The organism is Aliikangiella litoralis, from assembly GCF_052495765.1.
In genome coordinates, this window is sequence record NZ_CP199292.1 from 632,517 (window position 1) to 652,990 (window position 20,474).

Here is a 20,474-nt window from a genome sequence, read left to right on the forward strand (position 1 = left end):
TTTTAGGGAGAAATTTAAGCTCATATATTCTTACGATGATCCCATGCCCTGTCAGTCGGGTCGTTTAATTAACCAGCAGATATCTTTTTCATTCAATTACTTACTGATAACATCTACCTATTAGTAGGTAGATGTTATCAGTAAGTTAACTCAAGTGTCAAGTAGGCAGCATTTATCTTAATTTACAAACTTTTCGGCTTGGGTATTAATTGCTAAATAACAAACATATGAGAGAATGAAAAATCTATGTTCTTTGCTAGGAGATTAGTGTATAGCTAAACTAAAAAATATATTATATAAAAGAATAAGGCTTATAGGGGGGATATTAGACACTTATGGCAAAATATTTTAGTGGTATTTATTTTGCCGAATTAGAGAAAAAACTTGAAATATTAGTTATTGCTAAACTAATGATTAAATAAAGAGGAGATTCAGATGAATGTGAAAAAAGGAAAATATATAGCGGTATTGGTATTGTGGGTGTGTGTTTCTAATAACGGTTATGCAAAAGTTTATAAATGGGTTGATGAAAATGGAAAAACGCATTACAGCGACAAACCTTTTAAACAAGCTAAAGATAATAGTGTTAAAGAATTAAAACTAAAAGAAAAAGATTTAAAAGTTGATAGTGCTAATAGTCAACGAATGAAAAGTTGTGAGAACTCTGTCAATTTGCAACAATGTTTGCGTGATAAAATGCTTGCTGAAGAAAGTATTAGAAATAAAAATATTAACGAGAAAAATAAAATATTTTTTGACGAATTGGAAAAGAAACAAAGGCAGAGAACAAATTCTGATGAGTCATCTAACCCTCAGTTTGCGGACAAAAAAAAGCCACTAACTAAGTGTCAGCAAGCTCGAAAATTACATACTGAACTTACCCATTCATCTTGGGAGGGTGGTGTACATAAGTTTACTGCTTTAGAAGAGGATGGGAAAATTGCCAGCCAAGAAAGAAAAGATGAAGTGATTAAGGAGCTTAGTGAGTTGCTTAATTCTCGAGAGTGTAAGTATGAAGAATCATAGACTAAAATTTAGATGATAGTCGTTTGTTTTTGAAACAATTAATTGCTTTGTTATTGAATTGTTAATTGAGGCGCTTTTAATCTTCTTGATAATATAAATTGTATTAGTTCCGACTTCATCTGACACTTCAGCTTGACTAGAAGAGAGTTACCCGTTTTGATAAAGGTGTCGAATCTTTAAATCAAAACAAAAGGTAACTCTCATGCTACATACTAACAATCCAATTATTAAACACAAGGCAGGTTTATTAAACTTAGCCGAAGAACTCAATAATGTTTCAAGAGCCTGTAAAGTGATGGGCGTATCTCGAGATACATTTTATCGTTATCAAGAGTTAGTTGAAGAAGGTGGAATTGACGCCTTAATCGAAAAGACCAGACGTAAGGCCAATCCTAAAAATAGAGTTGATGAGGCGACAGAACAAGCCGTTGTTGCCTATGCCATTGAACAACCAGCCTTTGGTCAACATAGAACAAGCAATGAGCTGCGTAAACAAGGTGTCTTTGTTTCTGGCAGCGGCGTTCGTTCAATTTGGCTTCGTCATGATCTGGAAAACTTCAAAAAGCGTCTTAAAGCACTTGAGGAAAAGGTCGCTAATGACGGTATCATTTTAAGCGATGCGCAAGTTGCTGCGCTTGAAAAGAAGAAACATGATGACGAAGCTTGTGGTGAGATAGAAACCGCTCACCCAGGCTACTTAGGCTCTCAGGATACGTTTTATGTGGGTAACCTCAAAGGCGTTGGCCGAATTTATCAGCAGACCTTTATTGACACCTACAGCAAAGTTGCTTTTGCAAAGCTCTACACAACCAAAACGCCAATCACCGCCGCAGATATATTAAATGACAAAGTATTACCCTACTTTAATCAAAATGAATTGCCAATGTTGCGCATTTTAACTGACCGTGGAACTGAGTACTGTGGTCGCGTAGAGCATCATGATTATCAGCTTTACTTGGCGATCAATGATATTGACCATACCAAAACGAAAGCGATGTCACCACAAACGAACGGGATCTGCGAGCGCTTTCACAAGACGATATTGAATGAGTTTTACCAGATCACCTTTAGGAAAAAGCTGTACTCATCGATGGAAGATTTGCAAAAAGATCTGGACGTTTGGATGGAATACTATAACAATGACCGAACTCATCAAGGAAAAATGTGCTGTGGCAGAACGCCAAAAGAAACTTTACTTGATGGTAAATTGATTTGGGCTGAAAAGAATTTAGCTCAAATCTAAACTGACAGATACCGTTGGAAAAACGGGTAACTGTCAGATCAAGTCTGAGCTACTACATATAAATACTCTTTTTTATTGGTTTGCACCTGTTTTATATTGAATAATGAGCTTTCAAATAAAATAGGCATAAAATTAAACTTTAATTGAGAAAGCATTTACTTTTTTAGTGAATTTGTAAATTATTATTACAATTGCTTTGATGAGTGAACTATTGAGTAAAAGTAAGTCTAATGTTTTTTTGAAAGTTAGGGTTGAATAACAACCTGACTGCCACAATATTGGCTATTTATTATAATTCATTTAACAGAATTTTTTGTAACAAAAACTTACAGGAGAGTTATCGGTGAAAAAATTATGTCAACTTTCTATGCTGCTGACCCTGGTACTTCAAGCATTCTGGGTTCAAGCATCATTGCCACAGGTTGATCCTGATGGAAAAGAACTTCCATCATTATCAAGCATGTTAAAAACCGTAAATCCGGCCGTTGTAAATATTGCAACTTTTTCTGAAAGACAAAATCAAAATCCACTTTTAAACGATCCTTTTTTCAGACGTTTTTTTAATATTCCTGAACAATCTGAGCCTAACCGAAAACCACAAAAGATGTTGCGAGGCGCAGGTTCTGGAGTAATTGTTGATGCAAAGAATGGGATTGTCATCACTAACCATCATGTTATTAAAAATTCAGATGAAGTTCGAGTGTCACTGATTGATGGACGTCATTATACGGCTAAAGTGTTAGGAAATGATCCTGAGCTTGATGTGGCAATATTAAAAATAGATGCTAAAAATATTTCTGCTGTTAACATGGGAAATTCTGAAAAGCTGGAAGTCGGTGATTTTGTGGTGGCAATAGGAAATCCATTTGGCTTAGGCCAAACCGTAACAACGGGTATTGTGAGCGCCTTGGATAGAACAGGCTTAGGCATAGAAGGTTATGAAAATTTTATTCAGACAGATGCTTCAATTAATCCTGGTAACTCTGGTGGTGCATTGGTTAACTTGAAAGGCGAGTTAATAGGTATAAATACTGCCATTATTGCACCTGCTGGTGGTAATGTTGGGATTGGGTTTGCGATACCGATGGATATGGTTAAGTCTAGCATGGAGCAAATTATTGATTCTGGTGAAGTTCGTCGAGGTCAATTAGGCATTGGGATTCAAAATATAGATGTCGATTTACAAATTGCTTTTGGCTTAGAAAATGGTCAACAAGGTGTACTGGTAACGAATGTAAGAGAAGATTCACCAGCAGATGATGCGGGCTTGCGTGCAGATGATATTATTATTGCTATTGATGGTGAAAAAACTATTTCTACTGGCAAGTTACGCAGTCAAATAGGAAAACGAAAAATTGGTGATAAAGTCAAAGTGTCTTTCCTAAGAGACGGTAAAACTAAACATCTTAATGTGAAGATTGGAGAACCTCTTGGTTCATCTGGGCGTAGTGGTTCTCAACATAAATTACTAGATGGAACTCGCTTTGAAAACAACTCGGAAGGAGATGGGGTTGTATTGGTTCAACTAGAAAGAAATTCTTATGCAGCTTACAGTGGACTAAGAGAGGGCGATGTCATTGTGGGTGTGAATAAACGCAGAGTAAAATCTCTTAAAGATTTTTCTAGAGCATTAGAGCAAGACGAAGATAAAATATTACTGCGTGTTGTGCGTGGGCGTTCAGCTTTTTATTTAGTTCTACAATAATAGTGAATTAGATTACCTTAATCGCTATTATTTAAGTGACTATAGCAACCAAGTTTGAGCATAATTGTTTGAACTTGGTTGTTTTTTTATCGCTCCGAAATTTTTAATGAAAGCATAGGGGAAAAATGTGATTACTCGGATTGCGAATGAGGGTGATTTACCAGAAATTATAAAACTACAAGAAAGAAATCTTTTTGATAAGTTATCTGAAAAAGAGAAGCAAAATGGCTTTGTCACCACACCATTTACTCGTCAACAGCTAACAGACTTGATCGAAAGTGACGGGCTGTTTGTGTTAGAAAAGAGCGACCAAGTGAAAGGTTATACAATGGCAAATGGATGGGATTACTTTTCACAGTGGCCTATTTTTCCTTTTATGATTGCTCGCTATGAAGGTGAGATTTTTGCTGGTACTTTAATTACTCAAGCTAATACATTCCAATATGGGCCTGTTTGTATTGATTCAAGCTTGCGTGGTACTGATGCTTTTCCACGTTTGTTTGAGATAATGCGATTAACTTTGGCTAATCGTTACCCAGTTGGCATTACTTTTATTAATCAGGTGAATGAACGTTCTTATCAGGCACATATTAAACGTTTGAAGATGCAAGTCATTGATGAATTTGAATTTTCTGGACGATATTATTATGGTTTAGCGTTTGATACCAGTATCAGTGTGCTAACAAACTAAGCTAAAAACTAATTACTACTCAATTTTACACAATAAAATGCGTATAATCGCGACCCTACATGCTGCAAAGTGTTTTTAAAATAATCTTTGGTTCTAGGTATTAAAACGGGTTTGCAGTTAAACTTTAACTATTTAGGGCTTACGATAAGTGAGCTGAATGAATAATTTGATCACTTATTATGACTCAGAATGTTACTTTACAGCGAGATGGAAGTTGGCTTTTTCAGTCTTCGCAACCATTTGACTTAGAACTGGGTGGGCAACTTCCCTCACTAGAGTTAGCTTACGAAACATGGGGAAGCTTAAACCCGCAAAAATCTAATGTTATTGTTATTCATCATGCTCTTTCTGTCGGTTCCCATGTAACACAATCAGAAGCTAACCCTGATAAGGGGTGGTGGAATGATATGGTTGGTGTTGGCTGCGCTATTGATAGTGAGCAGTACTATATTATCTGTATTAATAACCTTGGGAGCTGTTTTGGTTCTTCTGGGCCAGTATCTATTAATCCCGAAACAAATAAACCTTATAACGCTACTTTTCCAGAAATCACTATTGGTGATATGGTAGCTAGTCAAAAATTCTTGCTCGAATATTTAGGTATTGAGAAGGTTTATGCAATAGTTGGTAATTCTATGGGGGCAATGCTGTCACTGACTTGGGCCATTGAATATCCTGACTCTGTTGAACGCCTTATGCTCAGTTGTACTGCTTATAAAGCTTATCCTGCTAATATTGCTAATCGAAATATTCAACAATCTGCGATTCGTATCGATCCAGCATGGAATCATGGAAATTATCAGTCAAATGAGGAGCTGGAAGGATTTAAATTAGCAAGAAAACTAGGCTTATTTAGTTATCGCAATTCTGCGGAGTGGAATCGACGTTTTAATAGTCACCTTAATGATGATACTCAAGATACAGAAATAACAAAATATATGGATTACAACGCAGAGAAGTTTGTTCGTTCGTTTGATGCCAATAGTTATTTAACTATTACAACTGCAATGGATAATTTTGATGTAACTCAGAAATACGATTCCTCTATTTTGGCATTCGAAAGAATAAAAGCAAAGGTGGTTGTTATTTCTGAAGAGTTTGACATTTTATTTACTCCACAGCAGCAACGCGAACTGTATGCATGTTTACAGGATGCTAAAGTAACTAGCTTTTATATTTCCCACCAATCACAATATGGGCATGATGCTTTCTTGGTTGAAACGGATAGATTTGGTCAATATATAAAAGACTTTCTACTCGATAAACATTTTTAATACAGCCAGTTATTTTTAACTGGCTGATAATACTCGACTGATAAAACCTTTGATATAACGGGTTTCTGGTATGGCTGGGTGAATGGGATGATCGGGGCCTTGGTGACATTGTTCTATAATTTGTAATGTTTTGTCCAAATGCCGACTGCCTGCTCTTAAGCAATCCTGTAACTCATCTGTTTTTAAGTGCATCGAGCATGAAGCTGATAATAAAATACCATCTTTGCTCAATAATCTCATAGCGGCTTCATTGATTTTTCGGTAAGCATTTAATCCTGCTTTATGGTCTTTTTTCTTTTTGATAAAGGCAGGAGGATCAACAATAATGACATCAAATTTCTCATTCTGTTGTTTAAGCTCTTTCATTGCAGAAAATGCATCGCCTTCAACGCAAGCAACCTTATCTGCAACCTTATTCAATTGCGCATTTTGTTCTAATTCATCAAGCGCTTTTCCTGAAATATCAATGCACCAAGCTTCGCTAGCGCCTGCATTGGCCATTTGAATACCAAAAGCACCTATATAACTAAATACATCGAGTACTCGTTTATTATTAACGTATTGAGCGATTTGTTGGCGGCTGATTCGGTGATCATAAAACCAGCCAGTTTTCTGACCTGTAAATGGGTGAATGATAAATTGCGTTTCATTTTCTTCAATTTGTAAGCTTTCAGGTGTGTTACCTAAGGCCTGTTGAATCTCTTCGGATAATGATTCAGCTTTGCGGGAATTAGCATCGTTGCGCAGTAGTATTGACTGAGGCTTGAATACCTTTTCGAGCGCTTCAATAATGGCTGCTTTTTGTTGTTCCATGCCTGCGGTAGCTATTTGCACTATCAAATGTTCATTAAACCGATCAACAATTAGTCCAGGTAAACCATCACTTTCACCGTAAATTGCTCGATAAAATGGTTGTTTAAAGCATCTTTGACGTAAAGATTTTGCGATATTAAAACGATGGACAAAAAATGAACGATCGATAGGATGGCTATAATCTCTGTTTAGCAAGCGAGCACAAAGTAGATTGTTAGGGTTAACATAACCGAGGCCTAGCGGCTTGCCGTTAGACGCTTCTATAAGAATATTTTCACCAACTGAAAATGATTTTAACGGAGTTGATTGTGTATCAACTTCATTGCTGTAAATCCATAAATGACCATTTTTTATGCGTTTTTCTTCATTTTTTTTAAGTCTTAGTTTTTTCAAAGTCATCATATAGCCTAATGTTAGCAGCTGGTTTAGCGGTGAATAGTCAGGCATTGTATCAGTGTTTCTTCGCTAATTGGTGTGAATTTCTGGAGCCGTTGGCAATTAACTGCCTGATTGGCAGTATGGGAGATGCTAAATTGCAACAATAATAATGATGCAAATAATGAGTTTCAAAGAGTTGTATGACTCTTTATTGTTATTCTTTTAAATCGTTTACCGTTAATTAGTCTATGAATGATCAGGTAATTCGTCACGAATTTTAAAGAAACGATCAATATTGTTTAACATTATTTCGACTAACTTAGGCTCAAAGTGACGTCCACTTTCTTTTTCTAGAAACTCCAAAATCTCATCATCACGCCAGGCTTCTTTATAACAACGTTTACTACCTAAGGCATCAAAGACATCTGCCAAGGCTGTTATTCGTCCAAAGATATGAATGTCTTCGCCTGATAACCCTTCAGGATAACCAGAACCATCCCATTTTTCATGGTGATGCCCAGCTATAATTGCGCCAGCTTGTAGCAGAATCAGATCACTACTGTCTAACATATCACCACCTCGTTCAGCATGGCTTTTCATTACATTCCATTCTTTGGGATCAAGAGTATCGGCTTTGTTTAAAATAGCGTCTGGGATTGCTATTTTTCCGATATCATGTAACGGTGAAGCTAGTTTTATTATTTCAGTTTGTTCTGAATCAAGCGGGTAGAGTTTTGCTAATAGTTCACTATATAAGGCTACTCTTTTAACATGATTACCTGTTTCTTTTGAGCGGTTTTCTACCACCTCACCTAACCGATAAATAATTTCTTTTTGATTTTCTTTAATAATTTCCTGTAGACGAATATTTTCTAATGCAACAACAATATTTTCTGTAAATATATTCAGTAATTCTTCGTCAACTGAACTCAGTCGACGAGAGGGCCTAAAGTAAAATATTGTTATGTAATATCTATTTTCACAGTAAACCAGTACTGAGTTTTCAGTAAATATGTTGGTTTTCTTTTCAATAGCTAGGGTAACTGATTTTTGAACATCTTGAGATAAATCAGATAATGCAATGCTGGAAATTTGTCCTAGTTGATCGACAAAGAAAAATTTATCGAATTTTTCACCTTCAATTCTAAATATATGAGTTTCATCTGACATAATGAAAGCATCATCTAAATCCAGTAGATAAGCAACTTGAGTAATTGCTCCAGAAATAAAAGAGTCAAAAGCATGCTTATTAAAAATTCCCCTTGAGGCGTCAATGACTTTTCTTAAGCCCTTTTTGGATTGTTCTAAAGAGACAATATCTGAATAAGAGCGAAGGCTTGCATGCATCAGAGTAAACAATTTTTGTGAAGTCAGCTCTGTTTTGCATTTGTAATCATTAATATCAAAGTTTTCAATGACCTCTCGCTCTGGAGCTTGTCCCGGCTGGCCTGTTCGCAAAATAATACGAACAGCAGAATAATTCATTTCCTGGCGAATATGGCTGACTAAATCGAGTCCCGCATGCTCTGTCTCCATGACAACATCGAGTAATATTACTGCAATATCTTTGTGTTTTTGAAGGAGTTGTTTAGCATCGTTTGCTGAGTAGGCATTAATAAAGTCAAGTTCTTTATTTTTAAATTTAAAGCCACTTAAAGAAAGTTCTGTAACAGCGTGAACTTCAGGTTCATCATCTACAATTAGAATTTTATATTTATCTAATAATTGACTTTTATGGGGTTGTGGGGCGATTGGTTCATCTGCAAAAATCAGCTCATCATTCATTATTTTCACCTGAAACAGTTACATCTAGTGGAATATTTATTATAAAACGAGCACCCTGAGGTTTGACTGGTTCAAAAACAATTTTTCCTTGGAGTTTATTAACTACTAAAGTATAGACAATATTTAAGCCTAAGCCACTTCCGCCTTTCCCTCTTTTTGTCGTAAAGAAAGGATCAAATATCTTACTTCTGATATTTTCTGGGATCCCATCGCCATTATCTTGAATAGTGATAATCAGTTCAGAACCCGTATCTTCGGTCATCAACAATATTTTTCCATTTAATGTGTTATCAAAAGCATGATAAAGGCTATTCATTAACAGGTTTGTAATCACCTGACTTAGTGCTCCAGGAAAGGTTTCTACATTGATATCTGTTAATATCTTCAACTCAACTTCAACTCCATGTTTTTTATAAGCGGGGTATAAGCTCATATTAAGCGTTTCGATAAATGACTTTATATTAATTGAATTGCTACTATCTGATACTTGATCGACTGCAACTTGTTTGAAACTACTAATTAAGTGATTAGCCTTTTGTAAGTTATTGTATATAATATTAACTGATTCGCTACTGTGAGCTAAAAACTGATTGAAGTCGCTACGAGTTAAGCTGGCTTCTTCAACTTTTTGAGTGATTTTTTTTGATTCATACTGTAGTGATGTGGCCGCAGTTAATGAGACACCTAAAGGCGTGTTAACTTCGTGTGATATACCGGCAACTAAGCTACCTAAAGAAGCTAGCTTTTCCGACTCTATCAGTTGTTTTTGGGTTTGATCAATAATTGAAATAGCATTTTCTAATTCAATATTACGCTCTTTTAGTTCTTTTGTTCGATCTTCAACTCGACTTTCTAGATTTGAATTTAATGTGGCTAGATCTTCTTTTTGTTGCTTAAGTACATTAATATCTTTAACTGTTCCACAAATTCTTAAAATTTTTCCTGAACTATCTTTTTCAACGACCTTTCCTTTACATTCACACCATATCCATTCGCCATCAACGCTTTTTACCCGTAACATTTCTTGGAATGTTTCTTTACCTCTTTTTAAGTGTGATAAGACTGAAGCTGCAAATTGCTGATAGTCATCAACATGAATGATTTTTTTTACATGAGAAATTTCAAATGTATCTTTTAATCCTTGATAGTCTATCCAATGACATTCTCCACTATGTGTCACTTGATTAGCGACAAAATCCCAGTCCCATAACTCATCACCTGATCCCCAAAGGCTTAATCGTAATTGTTCTTTTGTTTTACTGGTAAATAAGTGGGCCTTTTTTAGATCGGTAAATCGCCTGTATCTTTGATAAAACCAACTGATAACAATTGCTATGCTGATGAACCAATAAAATGTAATCATTGGTTTAGATTGCCACCAAACAGCAGAAATTTCGATTGGAATAGAGTAAATTGGATTTTCATCGAACTCACTCGATAATCGAGCCTCAAACTGGTAATGTCCATCATCAATATTCATAAATGTTGCGGTTTGGCTATCTGATGGCATTTGAATCCATTTATCGATAAAACCAAGTAAGCGATATTGGTATTGGTTTTTCATTGTATTATGAAAATCAAGCGTCGTGAGTTGAAAAGAAAACGTGTTTTCTAAGTGAGATAAATTTATTTTTTTTGGTTTGAAAAAGTAATTAGGTTTCATTAAGCTTTTATTCAACGTTGAATTATGCTCTAAAACACTAAACTTACTAACAGATATTTCTTTTTTATAATGATGCTCAATATTTTTTCTTGCATTATCAAAAATATTAAACCCGTTGACTCCCCCCGCATAAATATAGCCTTGAGGGGAAATTGCAATTGCACCAAAACTATATTCTAGCCCTTGTAATCCATCATTAATGGTATAATTGTCAATAGCTAATGTTGCTTCATCAATTCGTGATATACCGCTACTATGCCCAAACCAAACACTATCAATACCATCATAAATAATATTCCAGATACTATCATTTGATAGACCTTTTTGTTTATCAATATTAGTGAACTTATCGCGAGCTTTATTCAGTATACTAACGCCACTCAACGTTGCAATCCATATTCTTTCTTGGGAGTCTATTGTTAGCATATGAACAACTTCATCGGGAATACTATTCTTATTGTTAGGCTCTGGTAGATATTGTGTAATATCATCTGTTTCCGGGTTAAATCGTATTAGTCCTGCACCAACAGTTCCTGCCCAAATTATTCCGTTTTTATCTTCAATAATATGGGTAAAGCGTTTAACCATTTTATGTAGTTTTTGTGATGCTATAACTAATTGATTTTTTTCTGTATCGAGATAAAGCAAACCTTTTTTGCGAGCGCTAAACCAATGTTTTCCGCTTTTACTTAATACGCTAAAATTAAAAAATCGAATTTCGCCTATGCTTTCGTCACCATCAATTCTTTCTAGAGTATTCGATTTTATATTAAATTTATGCAAACCATCTCCTCTCGTGGTTATATAAAGGTTTCCATCGATTCCTTCAGAGATATTGGTAATAAAAATATTATCGAAATAAGCTAACTTCGGATAGAGAGTTTCTATCTTTGAAAAAAAAGTTTGCTCAGGTGTGCGATAGTAAATGCCGTTTTGTGTTGCCACAATTTCAATGTTTTCTTTAAAATAAAAGCCTCTAACATATAATATCGGTTCAACTCTCCCATTAGTTATGCTTTTGGAAATATGATAAAAAATACTTTCATCAATAGATGTTCTATTGATTCCATGTGCTTGAGTGCCAGCCCATAGGTTTTTATTATTATCAATAAAAAGTGCTGTTACATGATTATCTGATAAGCTTCTAGGATCATTGACATGGTAATTTGAGTATTGAACCGTTTGTTTCTCAGGGTTTACGAAATATAAACCGTCAATGGTGCCAACAATAATTTTTTTTCCATCATTTTTAATGGCTCTAACACCTATTTCATTTAACTGGTTATATTGAACGGGAATAGGCTCTGTTAACCATTTGTTTTTAATTTTATGTATTTTGTATAGTTTTCCTGTAGTGCTTATTGCGTAGCTTACAGCATCAGAAAAGTTAGTGAGAGAATAGATATTTTTGCCTTCTAAAAAAGTTTCTTTTAAATTAAATTTTTGACTTTTTTTATTATATTGAAGGCGCTTGACATGATTGTTTTCTACAACAAAAACATCATTTTTAAAGAGTGATATAGCATCAATAGAAGGATTGATAGGAGTTTTTTTATTTCCATTATAAAGGCTAACAACTTGCAGTTTTTGTAAGTCAAATAATAATAATCCAGCTCCAGTTGTTCCAATTAGCAAATAATTATCCCAGCACGATAGTTGAGTAATAAAAGCTTTATTATATCCCCCAAAAATATCATGAAACAAAATCTGCCCTTTTTCTTTATCTAACCTATCGAGGCCTGTTGCATTAGCAGCCCAGATAATATTAGGGTTACATTGAGTGATGGCAGTAATAAAGTTGTTATTGATGCTTATTTCGGGAGCACTGTTTTTAGTGAAGCTGGCAAATTCATTTGAATCAAATCTGGATAACCCTCCTTGTGTTCCTATCCATAAATAACCTTCAAGATCATGATAAATTGCAGTTACTGTAACCTGATTTAGCCCTTCTTCAACGGAATAGCGGTTAAAGTGTTTATTATAGCCCCGATAAGGGGAAAGGTTAGTTGCGTGAAGCTGTGTTGCGATTATTGACAACAGTAAAAAAAAACAACGAAGCATTGTTCACCTGAAAAGGAAATAAGTCTTAATTATTGTAGGAGAGTTTGAGCAATTTAAAAGTAAATTGTTGTTCCGACTTTTTATTTTAAATACTAAGACGAAAAAATTTCTAATATTAGGTTGTTTAGGTGAATTTGCTATAAGTAGCATAAATTAATAAAAATATTATGCTACTTGAAGTTTGGGGGAGCTTATTATGATGGTCTGTTTTTTAGATGTTGAATGATTAAAAAACAAATCAATATATTAGCCAATACATAGTAGTTTACAGTATTGTTCTCTAGAGCATTGTTCTCCTAGTCTATATTGTCTGATAAAATTTAATATGTCCTAGTGTTTGTTAAATTTCGATAAGTTCTTTTGGTGAGTGAGTTAATAACTCATAACCTGTTTTAGTCACCCTGATGTCATCTTCTATGCGTATGCCACCCCAGTCGGGAATATAAATGCCTGGCTCAATAGTAATTACCATGTTTTCTTGCAGTTCAATATTGCAGTTGTTTTGCAAAAAAGGAATTTCATGCAAGTATAACCCAACACCATGACCTAAACCTTCGCCTTGATATTTTGCATATGGACTAGTATCTAAAATTTGCTTCGATGCAGCATATGGAATAGAAGCTTTTATACCAGGTACTATGCTGTCTAGTGCTGCTTGTTGAGCTGATTTTACTGTGTCATAAACTGATAGTTGTTTTTTATTGGGCTTACCAACAACAAAATTTCGGGTCATATCAGAGCGATATCCATCATAAACGGCACCAAAATCAAGCGTAATTAAGTCGGCAGTTTCTAGCTTTTTGTTTGAGGGCAGTCCATGAGGTAATGAGGTGTTTTTTCCCGAAACAAAGATAGTGGGGAAAGCCAGTCCTTCAGAACCAAGCTTTTGCATTTGATATTCAAGTTCGAGACTAACCTCTTTTTCCGTAACGTTTGCTTTTAAATAGGGCATTAAATTTTTGAGCGCTTTATCTGCTATTTGAGCGGCTTTTTTTATGCATGCAATCTCTGTTTCATCTTTGATCATTCTCTGCTTTTCAACCCAGCCAGCAATAGCTGAGAGTTGAACATTTTTTATTTCGGATTGTATTTCTAAGAAGATACTATAACTCATATGTTCTTTCTCAAAAGCGACATGAGAAATTTTTATTTCATTAAAAGTTTGATTAAATTGTTGACCGAGATTAATATTCTGACGATCACGTTCGACAATATTATAATGTGGACACTCTTTGAGGGCTTGTTGCGAATAGCGGTAATCTGTTATTAGATACAGTTGATCCATACTAATTATTAAATAGGCAACGTTAGCATCTGTGTTTTCAAAGCCACTCAGGTAACGACAGTTTTGTACGCTTGAAATTAATATAGCGTCGTAAGGTGAGTTACTTAACTGTTTTCTTAGAGTTGATATTCTTTTTAGATGGTCAGGTTGCATGCGAATCCTTATGTGTTTGATATTGTGCGCAATTGTACATTCTTGTTATTAGATGTTGCAAGTTTGAAATCTGTTATAATGTGATGTTTAATAGTTAAATGTTCTAGCAGTTTAGTTTTTATTTAATTTTTTGGTGTAGATAATATGAGTACGAAAGTAACTGATACAATAAAACAAGATTTAACACATCAAATTCAAACTTTTTCTGAGTTACCCTTTCGCCTGACTTTAGGAGCGATTGCAGATTACTATGCCGTTAGCTTAACACCAGTACGCCAAGTCGTTGAGCAATTAATCGAAGAAAATATTATTTGTCGAAAACCTAATGGACGTTTAGAAAGAACAGTTACACCTAAAGGGGGCGGTAAGTCGTCAAAAGTCACTGAGTTTAAAAAGCCACTTAAGTTGAGTTCAAACCTCGATGAAAAAGTTGCGAATGATGTCATTAAACTTTGTTTTGAAAATCATACTGACTATTTGCGAGAAGAAGCTACAGCAAAAAAATACGAAACAGGACGCACTATTATTCGACAAGTATTTTCTCGTTTAGCGGGTACAGGACTAATTGAACATGTACCTCGTTGTGGTTGGAAGGTGAGAAGCTTTCGAGAAAAGGATATGCTTGATTACTTAGAGATAAGAGAAATTTTGGAAGTTAAAGCTTTACAACTTGCTCGTCCTTTTCTTGTTCAAGATGATTTGCAAAACATGTTGTCTGGAAATGTGGTTAGTGCTGAAGAAGAAGATTCAGAAATTGATAATAACCTTCATGACTATTGGATTACTCGCTGCGATAATTTTTATATTCAAGATTTTTTCAAACGGCATGGCGACTTTTATACCGCTTTGTTTGATTATGCTTCTGTTGGCGCTAGCGTTAAGAGCGAAATGGCTCAAGAGCATAGAGATATTTTAGAAAACTTAATTGCAAAAAATTGGCGTCAAGCTGAATCAGCATTAGTTAAGCATATACGTGATCAAAAAGAAAATGTATTGCGTTTAATTCAATTGAAAAAATCAGGTTAACTCAACAAAGTTACTTATTATTAATAATTCTATTGCTAATAATAAGTAACCCTTTTATTAGGTAATTAAAACCTATTGATACGATAGGCGCTTATATCAATACTTGGTTCTTTTTGCTGAATGATTTCACTCACTATATCTGCTGTGACTGCTGCCTGAGTCAGGCCTAAATGTTGATGACCAAAAGCAAAAACAACGCTTGGTTGATTAGGAGAGCGGCCAATTATTGGCAATGAATCAGGTAAGGAAGGTCGGTGTCCCATCCATTGAGAAACGTTATTTTTCTTTATTCCAGGTAAAATAGTTTCGGCGTGTTTAAAAAGTTGATGAGCGCGTTTATAGTTTGGCAAAGCTTGCAAGCCTGCTAATTCAACAGTCCCTGCTAAGCGTAGACCTTCTTCCATTGGGGTCATTACAAATGAGCGCTCATAACAAGTAACCGGTCTGGTTATTGAGACTGATTGTTGTGGTAGTGTTAAGTGGTAACCTCTTTCTGTTTCTAGTGGTACAGAATGACCAATGTGTTTAATCAGATTATTAGACCATGCACCACAGGCAATAATAATTTCCTTAGCTACTAGTTTACCTTTATTAGTTTGTAAAGTGACTTGTTGAGTATTGGATGTATCAATGGATAATACTTCTTGCTTTACTAATTGCCCACCTTGCTGCAAAAAAATATCTGCTAAAGATGTGACTAGTCTATGGGGATTAATTGAGTGAGCTGTATCTGGGTAATAAAGGCCACCGATAATTGATTCAGCAAGCATTGGTTCAAGCTCCCTAACTTGTTCGCCAGTAAGTTGCTCTACATTAACATTATGTTGTTGTACTTGCTTTTGGTGTTGTCGATTATTTTTTAGCGCCGCAGGCGTACTAAAAACAGTTAACGCACCTCGCTGAGTCATTAAAGCTTCAAGCTTTGTACGTTTAAGCAGATGTTGAAAGCGAATAATCGAAGGACGGTTAAGTTGTTTTAAGGCTTCAATTGTTTGGGCTGTTTTATGTGGCATTGCAGCCCAGGCAAAACGAGTAAGCCAAGGTAGCAGTTTAGGTAAATAAGTCCAATTGATTGAAAGTGGCCCCATTGGATTTAGCAATAACTTAGGCACACTTAATAAAGTTTTAAAGTTAGCCAAAGGCAAGATAATATCTGTCGCAAAGTGGCCGGCATTTCCTTTAGAGCAACCTTCTCCAGGGGCTTGTTTATCAATTAATATGACACTTTTTCCTTCGTGTTGTAATCTTTCCGCAATGCAAGTGCCTATAATACCAGCACCAATTACTGCAACATCAGGGATGGGGTGAGTCACCAATTATTCTCCAATACTTATTTAAATTGCTTGTTTAGGCTTCGTAACCAAAAGGATCATCGATTGAGTGCGAAGGTTGAGTAAACCATTTTGGACCATTTTCTGTCATGTAAAAATGATCTTCTAAACGCACTCCAAATTCGTTCGGTAGGACAAGCATTGGTTCATTGCTAAAACACATACCGGGAGCCAGAGGGGTTTCATCACTACGAACTAAATAAGGCCACTCGTGGATATCCAAGCCAATACCATGGCCCGTTCGATGAGGTAATCCAGGCACTTGGTAGTCAGGGCCTAGACCTTTAGATTCCAGATAGGTTCGAGCGGCTATATCAACTTGACCACAAGGAGTACCTGGCTGAGCTTTAGCAAATGCTACGAGTTGAGCTTCTTTTTCAATTGCCCACATAGTACGCTGTCGTTCAGAAGGTTTTCCAAATACATAAGTGCGTGTAATATCGGAGTTATAGCCTTCAACTAAACATCCTGTGTCTATCAATACAATGTCATCTTGTTCGAGATTTTTAGGTGACTTAACACCATGCGGGTATGAAGTATCTTGACCAAATAAAACAATACAAAATGACGAACCACGAGCACCTACTTTCTTGTGTGCTTGGTGAATGAAGTCAGTGACTTCGGCTGTTGATATACCAACTCTGAGAATTTTTGCGGCAGCTTTGTGGACTTCTAATGTCATGTCTTTGGCTTGTTGCATCAGTGCTAACTCATTAACTGACTTCTGCATTCTGCATCCTGCTGTAATTGCTTTCGCATTAACCCAAGTATAATTATGTGGAGACTGGTTAAATCCATCAAGGATAAAAAAGGAGGCTGATTCGTCAATGCCAATGTTGCCTTCAGTAATTCCTATGGCGTTTAAAACCTGATGAAATAGCTGATATGGTGATTCATCTTCGTGCCAACCACTAATTGCTCCTTCAATGCCCATAAAACCTTTGAGCGTATCAATCTCAAAATGGGGTGAAAAATAGTGAATAGGGCCTTTTGCTGGAAGGATCGCTCCAACAAGTCTTTCGCTTGGATACCAACGAGTGCCGGTGAAATAGTAAAGGTTTGTACCTGCATTAAGATAAATTGCACTTATTTGATGTTCTTTCATCAGTTTTTGGGCTTTCTTTATTCGCTGGCGATACTCCTCCGATGGGATTGCTTTCATTCCACTGGTCATATTGCTTAGACTTGATAAAGCTTCTTTTTGCGTTAAGCCGCCTACACCTATTGTCATATTCTGCCCTTTTGATTAATTCAATCTCAATTTTATTCCTTTTTTGATTATAGAAATAGAACAAAAAAGAGTATTATTGTAGATAATGTAAAGTTTATTGGTTCTACATTAATTATGCCATTAATATAATAGATCAACTTTTAAAGCCGATTGATTAAATTGAGAATAGCAAATAAATGTTTTATTGTACACAATATAATGTTATATTAATGAAAATATCAATTAGAAATTTTTTTGGGTAGCGCAAGCAAACCAATAGTTAATGACAAAGTAAGAGGTAGTTTCAGAATGAAAGTTAATTGGAGAGGGGTATATCCTGCAGTCACCACACAATTTAAGGAAGACTTTTCGATCGATCATCATAGTAATAGCAAAATGCTAGAGCAGTTGATTGCTGAAGGTGTACACGGAATCATTGTTTGCGGTACCGTTGGAGAAAACTGTTCCTTATCAGCAGAAGAAAAGCGTGAAGTGATGCGCCAAGCGGTTGAAGTTGCAGCAGGAAGAGTACCTGTACTATCAGGAGTTGCAGAAACAACTACTGCATTGGCGGCTGAGTATGCAAAAGATGCTGAAGAGATTGGGATTGATGGCTTAATGGTGTTACCCGGAATGGTCTACCGTTCAACAGAAGATGAAGCCATTTATCATTACCAACAAGTTGCTGCGGCCACTAAGTTGCCTATTATGATCTACAATAACCCAATCACTTATGGTGTTGATGTTTCGATTGAAGGCATGAAGGTATTATCTGCTATTGATAATATCGTTGCGGTTAAAGAAGCGACAGAAGATACCCGCCGTATCACTGAGTTATATCGAGAGTTTGGTGATCGTTTTATTGTTTTTGGTGGTGTTGATGATATCGCTCTTGAAAGTCTGATGTTAGGGGCGACTGGTTGGATATCTGGTCTAACGAATGTATTTCCTCAAGAATCAGTGAAAATTTTTAATTTAGCCAGTGAAGGTCGCTATGAAGAGGCAAGAGAAATTTGGCGCTGGTTTTTACCTTTGCTCCGTTTAGATACAATCCCAACTTTAGTGCAGTGTATAAAGTTTGCTGAGCAGCTCGCTGGAAGAGGTTCTGAGCGGGTTAGAGGACCAAGACTACCTCTTAAAGGTGAGCAGAGAGCTTATGTAGAAAAACTATACCAAGAAGCTGTAGAAAACCGCCCAAAGTAATTTAAACCTAAGCTTACTATAAGAGAGTTTTGATCAATGGCACTACATAAAATACTGATTAATGGTTGTTGGCAAGAAGCTAATGCTGAAGCCGAGTTTCAAGCCTACAACCCTACAACCGGAGAGTCTTTGGCAGATACTTATCCGGTTTCTAGCTGGTGTGATTGTGATGCAGCATTAAATGCTGCCTCACAAGCTTTTACTGAAATGCGGCTAATTTCAAATGTTAAAGTTGCTGAGTTTCTGGAATGTTATGCTGACAATATTGAAAATAATAGTCAGGCTTTGGTTGAGATGGCTAATATTGAAACAGGATTAGCCACATCACCAAGGCTGGCTGATATTGAAATTCCCAGAACGACTGGCCAGTTACGGCAAGCGGCTAAAGCGGTGCGTGAATTTAGTTGGACACAGCCCACTATTGACACACAAAATAATATTCGTTCTATGTTTGAGTCATTGGGGCCTGTTGTTGTTTTTGGTCCTAATAACTTTCCCTTTGCTTTTGGCAGCATTTCGGGTGGTGATTTTGCAGCAGCTATTGCCGCAGGTAACCCTGTTATTGCTAAGGCACATCCATCACATCCTGGCACAACTCGATTATTTGCAGAGTTGGCACACATTGCAATTGAGAAAAGTGGCTTGCCAAAAGGCATGGTGCAAATGTTATATGCGATGTCAAATGAGTTGGGGCTAAAACTTGTTAGTGATAAGCGCATTGCCGCGACTGGTTTTACTGGATCTCGTAATGCAGGGCTTGCGTTAAAACAAGCAGCAGATAGTGCAGGCAAATTAATTTATCTTGAGCTATCAAGCATTAACCCAACAATTATATTGTCGTCAGCGCTAGAAGAAAAAGCCGATAGTCTTGTTGAGGAGTTCACTAACAGCTGTGTTATGGCTGCGGGGCAACTTTGTACTAAGCCTGGGCTACTTGTTGTTCCAACAGGAGAGACTGGTGATGGATTTATACAAGCCCTAGCTAGTCGGTTTGACGAAGCTCCAATAGCAACATTACTTTCGCCTACTGCGGCTGAAAATATTTGTCGAACTGCTGATGAATTGATTGGTGGAGGGGCTCAGTTATTGACCCAAGCTAACCAAGAAAATTCTGCCCGTTTTTGCAATTCGAATACACTGATGAGTGTGAGTGGTAGCCAATACCTGGCTAACTCTGAGCTTTTCCAAAAAGAAATGTTTGGTAACGCGGCATTAGTAATCCGTTCAGATTCTACAGAACAAACATTAAACATCATCCAAACGCTAGAGGGTAACCTAACAGGCTGTATTTATTCACATAGCGAAGGAAAAGATGATACTGCATATCAACAGATTGAACCTGCATTACGTCAGAAAGTTGGTCGGATACTGAATGATAAAATGCCTACGGGGGTTGCGGTGTCAGCAGCTATGAATCATGGCGGCCCATTCCCTGCGGCTGGACATCCTGGATTTACTGCCGTTGGATTGCCAGCGTCTATCAAGCGTTTTGCTGCACTAAAGTGTTATGACGGTGTTCGTGAACATCGTTTGCCACCAGTATTGGCTAATGCTAACCCTACTGGAGATGTATGGCGTTTAATTGATGGAGTTTGGTCTACAGATAATATTGCTAGTTAATAGGTGT

Annotated in this window: 14 protein-coding genes; 8 read left to right on the forward strand and 6 right to left on the reverse strand. The window is 36.4% G+C overall.

Annotated elements, in window-relative coordinates; translation table 11 throughout:
* Positions 1-435 precede the first annotated feature (435 nt).
* From ACT5E3_RS02800 to metX, 5 genes are all read left to right on the forward strand, one after another.
* Complete coding sequence (locus ACT5E3_RS02800) at positions 436-1,026, forward strand: DUF4124 domain-containing protein (RefSeq protein ID WP_444996798.1); 591 nt, start codon at positions 436-438, stop codon at positions 1,024-1,026.
* Positions 1,027-1,228: 202 nt separating this feature from the next.
* On the forward strand, positions 1,229-2,269 hold the full coding sequence (locus ACT5E3_RS02805; RefSeq protein ID WP_444993903.1) for an IS481 family transposase: 1,041 nt from the start codon (positions 1,229-1,231) through the stop codon (positions 2,267-2,269).
* Positions 2,270-2,612: 343 nt separating this feature from the next.
* Positions 2,613-3,974 (forward strand): Do family serine endopeptidase, encoded by a 1,362-nt coding sequence (locus ACT5E3_RS02810; protein WP_444996799.1) that lies wholly within the window; start codon positions 2,613-2,615, stop codon positions 3,972-3,974.
* Between the two features lie 127 nt (positions 3,975-4,101).
* On the forward strand, positions 4,102-4,665 hold the full coding sequence (locus ACT5E3_RS02815; RefSeq protein WP_444996800.1) for a hypothetical protein: 564 nt from the start codon (positions 4,102-4,104) through the stop codon (positions 4,663-4,665).
* Between the two features lie 179 nt (positions 4,666-4,844).
* Entirely contained in the window at positions 4,845-5,939 is a 1,095-nt protein-coding gene (metX, locus tag ACT5E3_RS02820; RefSeq protein ID WP_444996801.1) for a homoserine O-acetyltransferase MetX, read from the forward strand.
* 15 nt (positions 5,940-5,954) lie between these two features.
* On the opposite strand, the gene ACT5E3_RS02825 is transcribed toward metX, so the two are convergent.
* The 4 genes from ACT5E3_RS02825 to ACT5E3_RS02840 all read right to left on the reverse strand — a co-directional run bounded on the left by ACT5E3_RS02825 (position 5,955) and on the right by ACT5E3_RS02840 (position 14,077).
* The gene (locus tag ACT5E3_RS02825; protein WP_444996802.1) at positions 5,955-7,199 is read right to left on the reverse strand and encodes a class I SAM-dependent rRNA methyltransferase; all 1,245 of its coding nucleotides are present in this window, start codon (positions 7,197-7,199) and stop codon (positions 5,955-5,957) included.
* 177 nt (positions 7,200-7,376) lie between these two features.
* Positions 7,377-8,915, reverse strand: a complete 1,539-nt coding sequence (locus ACT5E3_RS02830; protein WP_444996803.1) for an HD domain-containing phosphohydrolase — start codon at positions 8,913-8,915, stop codon at positions 7,377-7,379.
* Complete coding sequence (locus ACT5E3_RS02835) at positions 8,908-12,639, reverse strand: sensor histidine kinase (protein WP_444996804.1); 3,732 nt, start codon at positions 12,637-12,639, stop codon at positions 8,908-8,910. The genes ACT5E3_RS02830 and ACT5E3_RS02835 overlap by 8 nt, the downstream gene beginning before the upstream one ends.
* Positions 12,640-12,979: 340 nt before the next feature.
* Positions 12,980-14,077, reverse strand: coding sequence for a M24 family metallopeptidase (locus ACT5E3_RS02840; protein WP_444996805.1), 1,098 nt, complete (start codon positions 14,075-14,077; stop codon positions 12,980-12,982).
* 144 nt (positions 14,078-14,221) lie between these two features.
* Here ACT5E3_RS02840 and ACT5E3_RS02845 point away from each other — a divergent pair, with 144 nt between their 5' ends.
* Positions 14,222-15,103 (forward strand): GntR family transcriptional regulator, encoded by an 882-nt coding sequence (locus ACT5E3_RS02845; RefSeq protein ID WP_444996806.1) that lies wholly within the window; start codon positions 14,222-14,224, stop codon positions 15,101-15,103.
* A gap of 65 nt (positions 15,104-15,168) precedes the next feature.
* Here ACT5E3_RS02845 and ACT5E3_RS02850 read toward each other — a convergent pair whose 3' ends face one another.
* Together ACT5E3_RS02850 and ACT5E3_RS02855 are read right to left on the reverse strand one after the other, a co-directional pair.
* Entirely contained in the window at positions 15,169-16,416 is a 1,248-nt protein-coding gene (locus tag ACT5E3_RS02850) for an NAD(P)/FAD-dependent oxidoreductase (protein ID WP_444996807.1), read from the reverse strand.
* 34 nt (positions 16,417-16,450) lie between these two features.
* Positions 16,451-17,665, reverse strand: a complete 1,215-nt coding sequence (locus ACT5E3_RS02855) for a M24 family metallopeptidase (protein WP_444996808.1) — start codon at positions 17,663-17,665, stop codon at positions 16,451-16,453.
* Between the two features lie 288 nt (positions 17,666-17,953).
* Here ACT5E3_RS02855 and dapA point away from each other — a divergent pair, with 288 nt between their 5' ends.
* Complete coding sequence (dapA, locus tag ACT5E3_RS02860) at positions 17,954-18,847, forward strand: 4-hydroxy-tetrahydrodipicolinate synthase (RefSeq protein ID WP_444996809.1); 894 nt, start codon at positions 17,954-17,956, stop codon at positions 18,845-18,847.
* Between the two features lie 36 nt (positions 18,848-18,883).
* Positions 18,884-20,467: an aldehyde dehydrogenase (NADP(+)) gene (locus ACT5E3_RS02865; protein WP_444996810.1), complete on the forward strand. Its 1,584-nt coding sequence runs from the start codon at positions 18,884-18,886 to the stop codon at positions 20,465-20,467.
* The last annotated feature ends 7 nt before the right edge of the window (positions 20,468-20,474 follow it).